Below are 12,149 nucleotides of genomic sequence, written 5' to 3'. Positions count from 1 at the left end.
GAAGCCGTCCCGGCCCGATGGACCGGTGCTCCGGCCCATCGGGCATCGTGATGGTGTGGATTGTGGTGGTGTGGATCCTGGCGTAGATCGCGGTGAGGTGGCGACGACGACCTGCCCGTCGTGCGGGTACACGGCGCCCGTGTATGGGGGAAGCGTCGAGTCACGCTTCCGCGCCTCGGCGGAGTGCTATGCCGCGTACCAGGAGCTCGCGGCATACAACCTGACGGGGGGCCGCCGGGACTTCATCCACCAGGAGGCCGTCGACGCGTATGCCGCCCAGCACCCTGGGCCCCCCGCCAAGCCCATGGCGACGTGGTTCGGCCTCGTCGGGCTGCACCTGGCCCTGGACCTGGGGCGGACGGGCCGCGAGGTCCAGCAGGCGCACATGAGGCTGGCCCGGCGCCGGCGCCACTGGCCCGAGCTGGCCGCCCCTGCCGACCTCACCGGGATGGTCGTGGCCGACGTGATGCAGCAACCAGCCGACGACACACGCGACGACGCGCTGTGGCGGTGGGCCGGCGAGGTCTGGGAGCACTGGGCGGCGGTGCACCAGGTGATCGCCGACCTGTGCGCCGATCAGGGCCTCTAAGACGGCGAAATCCCCCGACCATACGGTCGAGGGACTGCGCTCTGGGGTCGAGAGGGTCAGATGCCCTTGACCTTCTCCGCCTGGGGACCCTTGGGGCCCTGGGTGACGTCGAACTCGACCTTCTGGCCCTCCTGGAGCTCGCGGTAGCCGCTGCTCTCGATGGCCGAGTAGTGAACGAAGACGTCAGCGCCGCCGCCGTCCTGCTCGATGAAGCCGAAGCCCTTTTCGCTGTTGAACCACTTCACGGTGCCTGTTGCCACTGGTGCTGCCTCTTCTTGTTGTGCGAGGCCTCCCGTGTGGAGACCTCATGCCGCCGATGGTCACGACAGGCGACACGCGCGCGAACAATCACGCGGCGGGCTCCGTCGCGCCGAGCCCGCTGGAGGGTGGACTGGAACGGCAACGACGACGACGGTACCAGTCGAGACCCCCACTCCGCCTTATCGCCCGCCAGGGGGTCACTTCGAGAGGGCCCCGTGGAGGCGGCTGCAGGTGGTCCCCAGCGGCCTCAGCGTCTCGTCGTTGCAGTGTCCGGGTCGTTCGACCGGATGGACAGGTCAGCCGGTTAGCCTGCGTGGGTGACCCAGCCCAACGACGAGACCCGTGCAGTGCCGGAGCCCGACCTCGACACCCGGGCGGCTGGTGTCGCCCGGGCGGTCAAGAGCTGGCAGCGTCACCTCGTCGACCTCGGCGGCCGCAACACGCTGCTGTGGTACCGCGACCTGCCCAGCGGCACTCTCGACCTGACGACCGCCCATCCCGGGGGTCTGGCGATGCTCCTCGCAGGACGCCCCACCCGCCTGTCCGATCTCGTCCGCGAACCGGCTGCGCTCGACGAGGCACGTCGTCGGGCCCGCACCATCCGCACCAAGACGCTCGAGCTGTCGGAGGAGCGAGGCATCGCGGCCGGCTTCCTCGCCCTCGGCATGGCGACCTGGACCGTCCGTGGTGCGTCGCGAGCTCCCGCCGCACCGGTGCTGCTGCGGCGCTGCGTGCTGCGGCCGACCGGCCCAACGCGTGAGGACTTCGACCTCGACCTGGGCTACGAGGTCGAGGTCAACCCGGTACTCGAGCACTACCTCCGCTCGGAGCAGGGGCTACGGCTCGACACCGGTGCGCTGGAGGACCTCGCGAGCCATGGGGGAGCTTTCGACCCCTACCCCGTGTATGCCGAGCTGACCCGGCTCTGCGCGGACGTCCCGGACTTCTCGGTGACCCCGCGACTCGTGGTCGGCACGTTCTCGTACGCCAAGCTACCGATGGTGGCTGACCTTGCAGCGCAAGGGAGCTCGCTGGCCGACCACGATGTCGTCGCGGCGCTCGCGGGGGACCCGGAGGCGCTGCGGGCGGTCGACCGCGAGGTACCCCTGTCTCCTCTCGACGCCGATGGTGGCGCCGACATCGACCCCGCGCGCGAGCTGCTCGTCGTCGACGCCGACTCCGACCAGCAGGCCGCCATCGACGCGGTGCGCTCCGGCGCCCACCTGGTCATCCAGGGTCCCCCCGGCACCGGCAAGTCGCAGACCATCACCAACCTCGTCGCGAGCCTGGCGGCCGAGGGCAAGCGCGTCCTGTTCGTCGCCGAGAAGCGGGCGGCGGTTGAAGCCGTGCTCTCGCGCCTCGACCGCGTGGGGCTGTCCGACCTCGTCCTCGACGCCTATGACGGCGGGGTCGACCGGCGCGGGCTGGCCCAGCAGCTGGGTGCTGCCCTCGAGCGGGGCACCCGGGCCGAGGAGCCCGACACCGCAGACCTGGAGCGCGCTCTCGTCGCGAGTCGCGGCACGCTGGTCGGTCACTCGCGGGCCCTGCACGAGACCCGCGAGCCCTGGGGCGTCTCTGCCTACGAGGCCCAGGAGGCCATCGCCAGGCTGAGCGCAGCCCATCATCCGCCGACGTCGCGGGTCCGGCTGCGGGGGGCACAGCTGGAACGGCTCGACCGTCGGACCGTCGAGGACCTCGGCCGGGCGCTCACGGAGGCCGCTGCGCTCGGGGCCTGGTCGACGGACGACGGCACCGATCCCTGGTACGGCGCCCGCATCAGCACCGCCGAGGACGCGCTCCGCGCTCGCGACATCACGAGCCGCTTTGCCCAGGGCGGCCTCCAGGCGCTCGAGCAGACGATGCAGGAGGTGTTCGCCGAGGTCACCCTGCCTCAGGCGAAACGGCTGTCTGACTGGAGCGCAGTGCTCGACACTGTCGGCAACGTGCGCGACACGCTCGAGGTGTTCCGTCCCGAGGTCTTCGACATTCCGCTCGGTGACCTCGTCGCGGCCACCGGTGACAAGGACTACCGCGACGCCAACGGGGTGGCCCTCAGCTGGTCGGCGCGCTCGAGGCTGCGGCGGCAGACGCGTTCGCTGCTCCGACCGGGACCGCCGCCGCCCGACCTGCACGCTGCCCTGCTCGACGCCCAGAAGCAGCGGGTGGCCTGGCAGCAGATGGCCGGTGCGGGCGGCCGCCCCGAGATCCCCGTGGACCTGGACCGGGCCCGCGCGGCATACGAGGCGGTGGCCTCCGACCTCCGCTGGCTCGGTGAGCGGCTGGCCCCCACCGCCGCCGGAGGCGACCTGATGGACGCTCCGCTCGAGGACCTCGAGCGACGGATGACCGGGCTGGCGGCGCGCCCGGACCGGCTGACGATCCTGCCGCAGGTGACCGGTGCGCTCGACGCCCTCCGCGAGGCGGGGATGGGCGCGCTGGTCGACGACCTCGCTCGCCGAGGAGTGGAGCCGGAGGACGTCTCGCGGGAGCTCGACTTCGTCTGGTGGACCTCGCTCGTCGAGGAGGTCGCGGAGCGCGACCCCCGGTACGGCGCCCACGACGGCGCGCAGCTGCACCGCGTGGTGCGCGAGTACGTCGCGGCCGACCACGAACATCTCCGCCGGACCGCCGAGCGAGTCCGGGCGAGCGCGAGCCGGCGGCTGCGCGAGGTGCTGGCGGACCACCCGGACCAGGCTGAGCTGGTGCGTGCCGAGGCGGCCAAGGTGCGACGGCACCGTCCGGCGCGGGAGCTGATGGCCTTGGCTGGGCAGACCCTGACGGCCGCCAAGCCCGTGTGGACCATGTCGCCACTCGTCGTCGCCTCGGTGGTGCCCCCGGGTCCGTGGTTCGACGTCGTCATCCTCGACGAGGCCTCCCAGATCCCCGTGGCGCGCGCCGTCTCGGCGATCTCGCGCGCGACGCAGGTCGTCGTCGTCGGGGACGAGCATCAGCTGCCCCCGAGCAGCTTCAGCACCTCCGCATTGGACGAGGAGATCGCGCCCGAGGACGAGGTCCTGACCGAGGGCTACGAGTCGGTGCTCGACGTCTTGTCGGCCGCGCTGCCGACCCGGCGGCTCAGCGTGCACTATCGCTCGCATGACCAGCGGCTGGTCGAGCTCTCCAACCACGTGATCTATGGCGGCTCGCTCGTGACCTTCCCCGGCACCGGCCATGAGCGGCCCGTGGCGCTCGAGTCCGTCGAGGGCTCGGGCGTGGTGCAGCCCGGCGAGGAGGCCATCGAGACCACCGAGGCCGAGGTCAGCCGGGTCGTCGACCTGGTGCTCGAGCACGCCCGGACGCGTCCGCACGAGTCCTTGGGCGTCATCACGCTCGGACACAAGCACGCGAACCGGCTGGACGACGCCCTGCGCCGTGCGTTGGTCGAGGCTGACGGCGTGGCGGACTTCTTCGAGGAGGACCGTCCGGAACGTTTCTTCGTCAAGCCCCTCGGCCAGGTCCAGGGCGATGAGCGCGACGCCGTGATCCTCTCCGTGGGTTACGGCAAGACGCCCCATGGTCGGGTGCTGCACCGCTTCGGGGCACTCAACCTCGAGGGAGGCGAGCGGCGCCTCAACGTCGCCGTCACCCGGGCCCGCCGCCGGATGACCGTCGTGTCCTCCCTGCTCGCCGCCGACCTCGACCCCGCCCGTCTGAAGGCCGAGGGTGCGCTGCTGCTCCGCGACCTCCTCGCGTATGCCGCGGACGGCACCCTGCCCACCCCCGCCCTCACGCCTGCGAGCTCAGGCGCAGGAGCAGGCGCCGATGCCCTGCGGCGCGAGTTCGCCGATCGGCTGCGTGGGTCGGGACTGGTGGTGCACGAGGCGTTCGGGGCCGGTGACCACCCGGTCGACCTCGCGGTCGAGGACCCCGAGAAGCCGGGCACGGTGCTCGTGGCCGTCGAGACGGACGGCCCCGCGTATGCCGCCACGCCCAGCACCCGCGAGCGCGACCGCCTGCGACCCGAGCACCTGGAGCGGCTCGGCTGGGGGTACGTCCGGGTCTGGTCGACGGACCTGTTCCGTGACCCGGCGCGGAGCGTGTCACGGGTGCACGCCGCCGTCGCTCGCGCCGCCGCGGCCGGAATGGGCGGATCTGTGCAGGACCTGGCTGACGAGCCCTCGTCCGATGACGGGCCGGGGCTGGCGATGCCCCCAGAGGAGGAGCTCATGGCACCTGACGGCGAGGAGGAGTTCCACCCCTCCCGCGACGAGGGCGCCCGCCGCCGGCGGGTGCGAGGCCGTAGGGCGGGGCGGGCCGCCGACCACACCGCGCCCGAGCAGACCACCGATGACACCGACCTCGGGTGGGGTGAGCGCCGCGACCAGGACGCGCACGACCGCTGGCTGCAGGAGCAGCGGCCGCCGCACTGGGGCAGCGACTGACCCACTGCGCGACTCACCCCTCGCGCGGCTGAACCACTGAGCGAAGGATGGCAACCTGCGGCCCTGGCGTTGCCCGAGGCTGCAGATCGCCACCCTTCGCGGGGCAGGAGGGCCTAGGCGCGGGGGTCCGCCGCACGGCCCAGGGCGTCTCTGATCTCGCGCAGCAGCACGATCTGCTCGTCGGGCGCAGCGTCGACCTCGGTCCGGGAGAAGCGAGCCTTGGCGGCCTCGTAGGGCTTGACCACGAAGAAGTAGACGATGGCGGCCAGGATGAGGAACGAGACCAGAGCCGTCAGGAAGGTGCCCACAGGCAGGCCGGCCGGCTTGTAGGCGTTGAAGTCCGGCTTCCCGCCGGCCTTGCCGATGATGCCGAGCAGGAGGTCGGTGAACGTCTTGACCACGGCGGCGAAGGCGGTGGCGATGATGAAGGCGACGGCAAGCTCGACGAGGTTGCCCCGCATGACGAAGTCTTTGAAGCCTTTCATGGGTGTCGTGACCCTTTCCCTGAGAGTGGTGGTCCTACCGCGTTCACGGTAGCGACCCCCACGCTCGTATGGGGTCCCACAGAGGGGTGGCTCCGGGCCGCCCGTCACCCGGCCCGGAGCAGCAGCGTCAGCGACGGGCGCCCGAGCGCATCCACGGGAGCGCGGGCGATGGCCTCGGCGCTCTCGTGGCCTGCGGCAACGACGATGCCGGCCGGCTCCGCCGACCGGGGGCTGGTGGCAGCACCTGGAACGAGTCCGCCCGACGACGAACCCGAGAAGTCATCGCTGCGTAACACGAGGACTCCCCGCGCCACGGTGCCGCCAGGTCCGACCAGGTCGACGCGGTCGCCGGCGCTGACCATGGCGCTCGCCGCGGGGTCGGCCAGGGCGACGTGCACGGCGACGGTCCCCACCGGCTGCCCGTCGAGCAGGGCGGAGGTCGACAGCCGATGCTCGGTGACCGGCTCGCCGGCTGACAGCACAGCGCTGAGCCGTCGCCCCCCGACGCGGGAGGCAGAGTCGAGCACATCGCTGGGCGCCAGGTTCTGTGGCCACCTCACGACGTGCACGGCGGAACCCGACGGGATCTGCCCCACAGCCAGGCGCTGGCTCGCCACGAGGACCGCCACCGTGGGGCCGCTCGCCGGCGCTCGGACCGACGCCAGAACCCCTGCGACGGCCGTGACGGCGCAGAGTGCGGCGACCACCCGGCGCAGGACCCGTCGGCGCCACGCGCGGCGCCTTCCGGGACCGAACAGCGCGCCGACCAGGCCCCCCAGCCCCGGCATGCCGAGGTCAGCCCGGCAGGGCGAACGGCAGCGTGAGTCCGTCGAGGGCCCGCCTGCAGGCACAGGTCGCGACCTCGTCGTCCTCGGCCGGGGGGAGTGCCCTCACCGCGGCCTGCAGGACCGACTTGAGGCGCCCGACGTTGTCGGCGAAGACGGCGAGCACCTCCTCGTGGGTCACCGCCTCGCCACCGCCCACCCCGGCGTCCTGGTCGGTGACCAAGGCGACCGTGGTGAAGCACATGGCGAGCTCGCGAGCGATCGCCGCCTCGGGCATGGCGGTCATGCCGACGACCGACCACCCGGCCTGCTGGTGCCAGCGCGACTCCGCCGCGGACGAGAACCGCGGCCCGTTGACGACGACCAGCGTGCCCTCCTCGGCGACCGCCGTGCCCGCGGCCCGGGCCGCCTCGACGGCGACCGCCCGGCCACGGGGGCAGTACGGGTCGGCGAAGCCCACGTGCACGACCGGCCCCTCGCCCGCATAGATCGTGTGCTCGCGACCCCAGGTGCGGTCGACCACCTGGTCGGGCACGACCACGGTGCCCGGGCCGAGCTCGGCCCTGAGCGAGCCCACCGCGCACGGGGCGAGCACCTGGCGGACGCCGACCGAGCGGAGCGCCCAGAGGTTGGCCCGGTAGTTGACGCCGTGGGGCGGGAACCGATGGCCCTGGCCGTGCCGGGCGATGAACGCGACCCGGCGACCCTGCACCTCGCCCACCACGACGTCGTCGCTGGGGTCGCCGAACGGCGTGCTGACCCGCACCCGCTCGGCCGAGTCGAAGAACGAGTAGAACCCCGAGCCACCGATCAGCCCCACATCGGCACGCGCCTGCCCAGCAGTCGTCGTCATGCGGGCAGCCTACGCACGCGGTGCGTCAGGGCCGCCCCACGTCAGGGCCTCTGTGGAGCGAGCACGACAAAGCCCGTCCATGTGGACAGGATCGGGGGTGGTGGGACCGTATGCCGCCCGCTCAGGCCGCGGACGAGCCGTCCTTGGTGCCCTTGGAGCTCGCAGACCCGGAGGTCGACCCGGACGCTGCCGCAGTGCCGGCCGAGGAGCTCGAGGCCGACGAGCCGGACGAGCTGGAGGAGTCGCTGCTGGCAGCCGGCACCGAGGCGGAGGACCCGCTGCGAGAGTCGGTGCGGTAGAAACCGCCACCCTTGAAGACCACGCCCACGGCGTTGAAGACCTTGCGCAGGCGGCCGCCGCACTCGGGGCAGACGGTGAGCGATTCGTCGCTGAACGACTGGACCGCGTCGAAGCGGTGGTCGCACGCGGTGCAGGCGTAGGAGTACGTCGGCACGAGTTCCTCCAAAGGTCGCGCAGGGTGCCGGACTTGGCACTCGGGGTGGTCGAGTGCCAAGTATAGATCGGCCGCGGACCTGCCGCCGCCTACGCCTTCCACCCAGCCAGCCGCCCGAGCCGGCTCACGGCCCGGACGCGCTTCTCTGCCCGGCTCCGGGACTCTGCCGTGGCGATGATGAGGAGCTGGTCGCCGGACCGGATCGCGGTGTTGGCCACGGGGACGAACCCGCGGCCGCCCCGGACCACCAGCGTGACGTTGGCACCCTCGGGTAGCCGCAGCTCGAACATCTCCACGCCGTGCAAACGTGACTCCTCGCCCACGGTGACCTGGAGCATCTCGGCCCCCATCTCCTCCAATGGGGTGGCCTCCACGTCGAGGTCGAGCGACTGGTACTCCTCCGCGATCCGCAGTCGCCGCGCCAGCCACGGCAGCGTCGGGCCCTGGATGAGGGTGAAGATGACGACGAGCACGAAGACCAGCTCGAAGATCCAGTCGACCCGGTGCGCGCCGATGGTCAACGGCACCGTGGCGAGAACGACGGGCACCGCGCCACGCAGGCCCGCCCAGGACAGGAACACCTGGTCCCGCCAACCCAGGCCGAACGGCCCCACAGACACCAGCACGGACAAGGGCCGGGCGACCAGCAGCAGCACCAGTCCGATGACGATGGCGGGCAGGATCTGTCCGGCCATCCGGCTGGGCGACGCCAACAGGCCCAGCAGGACGAACAGCCCGATCTGCGCCAGCCACCCCAGGGCGGTCGACAGGCCCTTCACCGCCGGACCGTGGGGGAGGCGCAGGTTGCCCAGGACGAGCGCTGCCAGGTAGCAGGCGATGAAGCCGCTGGCGTGCACGCTGGCTGCCGCGGCATACGCGAGGACAGTGAGGGCGACCACCCCGATGCTGAACAGGCCGGACGAACCCCCCGCCGCCCGCCGCATGAACTGCCCACCGAGCCAGCCCACGGCGAGCCCGATGACCGCCCCGGCGGCCAGCTCCAGCAGAGCGGTCCCCGCCAGCATCCACCACGACTGGGCCGCTGAGGGGTTGCCACTGCGCGACGCGAGCGCGGTCACCAGGATGACCACGGGGGCGTCGTTGAAGCCGGACTCCGCCTCCAGCATCCCCGTGATCCGGTGGGGCAGCGGCACCCGGCGCAGGACGGAGAACACGGCGGCCGCGTCGGTCGAGGACAGGATGGCCGCGACCAGCAGAGCGGTGTTCCAGTCCAGCCGCAGGACGAACCGCGCGGCCAGGGCCACCACGCCCACGGACACGAGCACGCCGACCGTCGAGAGCACGGCCGCCGGCGCGACGGAGCGGCGGATGGCCGACCATCGGGTGCTCAGGCCACCCTCGGACAGGATGAGGATGAGCGCCGAGTACCCCAGCACCTGGGTCAGCTGGGCGGAGTCGAACCTGATGCCCAGACCCGACTCGCCGATGGCCAGCCCGATGGCGAGATAGATGAGCAGCGACGGCAGCCCCGACCGCACCGACAGGCGAACCGCGGCCACCGACACGAGGAGCACCACCGACCCCACCAGGAGCGCGGGGGTGAGGTCATGGACGGTGAACGAGGCGGATGGCGAGTCGGCTGCAGGCATCCCTGGGAGCACGGCCCGCCCGTCCTTTCCCTCGAAGTCGTGCGGATAGTCTCGCAGGGTGTCTCGCGTGAATCTCATCCGTCGCAGTGCTCTGGTCCTCGCTGCCCTCCTCGCGGTCGTCCTCGCGGTGGCCACGGTGCTGGCGGTGACCTGGGTGCGTCGGCCCTTTCCGACCACGGGAGGGGAGGTCAAGGTGCCGGGGCTGACCGGCAGGGTTCAGGTGCTCCGGGGGGACCACGGCATACCCCAGATCTATGCCGACAACGCCGAGGACCTGTTCCGCGCCGAGGGCTTCGTCCACGCGCAGGACCGCTTCTTCGAGATGGACCTGCGCCGCCACATCACTTCAGGGCGGCTCTCCGAGCTGGTCGGCAAGGCCGGCCTCACCACCGACAAGGTGATCCGCACGCTGGGCTGGAGACGCGTGGCCGAGGCCGAGCTGCCCACCCTCAAGCCGGAGTCCCGCCGCTACCTCCAGGCCTATGCCGACGGGGTCAACGCCTACATCCACCAGCAGGGCAGCCCCTCGCAGATGTCGCTCGAGTACACCGTCCTGTCGACGACCGTGCCCGACTACCGCGTCGAGGACTGGACGCCCGCCGACTCCCTGGCGTGGCTCAAGGCGATGGCCTGGGACCTGCGGGGCGACTACACCTCAGAGCTGATGCGAGCGCGCCTGGCCGGATCGATGCCGATCAGCCAGATCAACCAGCTCTTCCCGCCGTACCCCTACACCCAGAACAAGCCCATCCTCTCGCCGCAGGACTGGAGCCCGACGGCTTCCCACGCGACGGGAGCCGGCTCCGCGGTCCCTTCCGCGGCCGGGCTGCGGGCCGCCGGGGCGGCCGCCACTGCCACGGCCACGGCCCCCGCCACGACCGCGACGACCCCCCCGACCACGCCTCCGACCACGGCCGCTGGGCTGCAGCAGACCTATGCCCAGGTCCAGCAGGTCCTGGACGCCGTGCCGCAGACCGTGGGCCGCGGGGACGGCATCGGCTCCAACTCCTGGGTCGTCTCGGGCTCGAGGTCGAGCACCGGGAAGCCGTTGCTGGCCAACGACCCCCATCTCGGCGTCAGCATCCCGAGCATCTGGTACCAGGTCGGCCTGCACTGCCGCACCCTGTCGAGCGCGTGCCCGTTCGACGTCACCGGATACTCGTTCTCTGGGCTGCCGGGTGTCGTGATCGGTCACAACCAGTCGATCGCGTGGGGCTTCACCAACCTGGGCCCGGACGTCAGCGACTTCTTCCTCGAGCAGGTCCGCGGCACCACCTACCTGCGCGACGGCAGGCAGGTCCCCTTGACCACGCGCACCGAGACCATCAAGGTCGCCGGCGGCAGCGACCAGACGATCACCGTGCGCAGCACCGTGCACGGGCCGATCCTGTCCGACGCCCTGGAGCCGGTCGAGCAGGCGGGGGAGAGCCCACCGGTCAACGGACGGACCAGCCCCGGCACCTACGAGGTGGCGCTGGACTGGACGGGGCTGCAGGTCGGTCAGACCGCCGACGCGATCTTCGGGCTGGACCAGGCGACGAACTTCGCCCAGTTCCGCGACGCCGCCCGCTCCTTCGCGGTCCCCGCGCAGAACCTGTTGTATGCCGATACGGCCGGCAACATCGGCTACCAGGCGCCGGGGCAGATCCCGATCCGGAGCCGGTACATGGATGCGCCTCCCGGGTACTGGATCCGGCCGGGCTGGGTGTCCGCGTGGGACTGGAAGGGCTGGGTCCCGTTCCAGCAGATGCCCTACACCTACAACCCGCCCGAGGGCTTCCTCGTCGCCGCCAACCAGGCGGCCACGCAGAGCGGCACGCCGTTCCTCACGACCGAGTGGGACTACGGCTTCCGCAGCCAGCGGATCCGCACGCTCCTGGAGCACAACACCAAGGTGACCCCGGCAGCCATGTCGGCCATCCAGGGCGACACCCGCAGCCAGTTCGCGCCCACCCTCGTCAAGGCGCTGCTCAAGGTGGACCTGCACAGTGACGGCTTCACCAAGCAGGCCCAGGACCTCCTGCGCGGATGGGACTTCACCAACCCGGTCGGGAGCTCGCGGGCCGGTGCGGCAGCGGCCTACTACAACGCCGTGTGGTCCAAGCTGCTCGACCTGACCTTCGACGACGAGCTCCCCAAGGACCTGCGCGCCGACGGTGGGGCGCAGTGGATGGAGGCGGTGGCCAACCTCCTCCAGAACCCCCACTCGGCGTGGTGGGACGACAAGCGCACTCCCGGTGTCACCGAGGGCGAGGGTGAGATCCTGCGCAAGGCCCTGGTCGACGCCCGGCTCGAGCTGACCAAGGAGCTCGGCAAGGACCCGACGGAGTGGCAGTGGGGCCAGCTGCACCAGCTGACCCTGAAGCACCAGGTGCTCGGTGGCAGCGACGTCCCGGGGTTCGTGTCGTCGATGTTCAACCGCGGGCCCATGGACCTGCCCGGCGGCTCGGCGATCGTCGACGCCAACGGCTGGGATGCCAGCGTCGGGTTCGGGGTCGACTGGGCCCCGTCGATGCGGATGGTGGTCGACCTGTCCAACTTCGACCATTCCCGCTGGGTCAACCAGACCGGCGAGAGCGGGCATGCCTTCGACGCCCACTACGACGACCAGATCGGCGCGTGGGCCAACAACGAGCAGTTCGCGTGGCCGTTCAGTCGGGCTGCGGTCGTCGCCGCCGGCGGCGATGACCTCACCCTCGTGCCGGACAGCTCCGACGACTGATGTGTGAT

General features: G+C 71.7%; 9 protein-coding genes. 3 read left to right on the top strand and 6 right to left on the bottom strand.

The genetic code is table 11. The features are described from left to right. The first annotated feature begins 25 nt into the window (after nt 1-25). On the top strand, nt 26-589 hold the full coding sequence (locus VGN50_RS12020; protein ID WP_327445031.1) for a DUF5946 family protein: 564 nt from the start codon (nt 26-28) through the stop codon (nt 587-589). Between the two features lie 56 nt (nt 590-645). Here VGN50_RS12020 and VGN50_RS12015 read toward each other — a convergent pair whose 3' ends face one another. Continuing rightward, nucleotides 646-849: a cold-shock protein gene (locus tag VGN50_RS12015; RefSeq protein WP_327445028.1), complete on the bottom strand. Its 204-nt coding sequence runs from the start codon at nt 847-849 to the stop codon at nt 646-648. Nucleotides 850-1,167: 318 nt separating this feature from the next. On the opposite strand from VGN50_RS12015, the gene VGN50_RS12010 reads away from it, so the two are divergent. Next, on the top strand, nt 1,168-5,232 hold the full coding sequence (locus VGN50_RS12010; RefSeq protein ID WP_327445027.1) for an AAA domain-containing protein: 4,065 nt from the start codon (nt 1,168-1,170) through the stop codon (nt 5,230-5,232). 113 nt (nt 5,233-5,345) lie between these two features. Here VGN50_RS12010 and VGN50_RS12005 read toward each other — a convergent pair whose 3' ends face one another. The 5 genes from VGN50_RS12005 to VGN50_RS11985 all read right to left on the bottom strand — a co-directional run bounded on the left by VGN50_RS12005 (nt 5,346) and on the right by VGN50_RS11985 (nt 9,419). Then, complete coding sequence (locus VGN50_RS12005) at nt 5,346-5,717, bottom strand: MscL family protein (RefSeq protein ID WP_327445026.1); 372 nt, start codon at nt 5,715-5,717, stop codon at nt 5,346-5,348. A 104-nt stretch (nt 5,718-5,821) separates the two neighbouring features. Further along, entirely contained in the window at nt 5,822-6,505 is a 684-nt protein-coding gene (locus VGN50_RS12000) for an SAF domain-containing protein (protein WP_327445025.1), read from the bottom strand. A 7-nt stretch (nt 6,506-6,512) separates the two neighbouring features. Next, complete coding sequence (locus VGN50_RS11995) at nt 6,513-7,355, bottom strand: S-methyl-5'-thioadenosine phosphorylase (protein ID WP_327445024.1); 843 nt, start codon at nt 7,353-7,355, stop codon at nt 6,513-6,515. A 121-nt stretch (nt 7,356-7,476) separates the two neighbouring features. Further along, nucleotides 7,477-7,809 carry an FmdB family zinc ribbon protein gene (locus VGN50_RS11990; RefSeq protein ID WP_327445023.1) on the bottom strand — a complete coding sequence of 111 codons (333 nt, stop codon included), beginning with the start codon at nt 7,807-7,809 and terminating at the stop codon, nt 7,477-7,479. An 89-nt stretch (nt 7,810-7,898) separates the two neighbouring features. Beyond that, nucleotides 7,899-9,419 (bottom strand): potassium/proton antiporter, encoded by a 1,521-nt coding sequence (locus VGN50_RS11985; protein ID WP_327445022.1) that lies wholly within the window; start codon nt 9,417-9,419, stop codon nt 7,899-7,901. Nucleotides 9,420-9,477: 58 nt separating this feature from the next. Between VGN50_RS11985 and VGN50_RS11980 the strand changes: the two genes are divergently transcribed. Further along, the gene (locus tag VGN50_RS11980; protein WP_327445021.1) at nt 9,478-12,141 is read left to right on the top strand and encodes a penicillin acylase family protein; all 2,664 of its coding nucleotides are present in this window, start codon (nt 9,478-9,480) and stop codon (nt 12,139-12,141) included. Nucleotides 12,142-12,149 lie beyond the last annotated feature (8 nt).

The organism is Pedococcus sp. (assembly GCF_036000045.1).
Taxonomy (GTDB): domain Bacteria; phylum Actinomycetota; class Actinomycetes; order Actinomycetales; family Dermatophilaceae; genus Pedococcus.
The sequence above is the reverse complement of the archived record's forward strand: the minus strand, read 5'-3'. Positions and strand labels throughout refer to the sequence as shown.

Excerpts from the sequence above, each read along its gene's own strand:
- VGN50_RS11985 (WP_327445022.1), bottom strand. The coding sequence starts at position 9,419 with ATGCCTGCAGCCGACTCGCCATCCGCCTCGTTCACCGTCCATGACCTC.
- VGN50_RS12005 (WP_327445026.1), bottom strand. The coding sequence starts at position 5,717 with ATGAAAGGCTTCAAAGACTTCGTCATGCGGGGCAACCTCGTCGAGCTT.
- VGN50_RS11995 (WP_327445024.1), bottom strand. The coding sequence starts at position 7,355 with ATGACGACGACTGCTGGGCAGGCGCGTGCCGATGTGGGGCTGATCGGT.
- VGN50_RS12000 (WP_327445025.1), bottom strand. The coding sequence starts at position 6,505 with ATGCCGGGGCTGGGGGGCCTGGTCGGCGCGCTGTTCGGTCCCGGAAGG.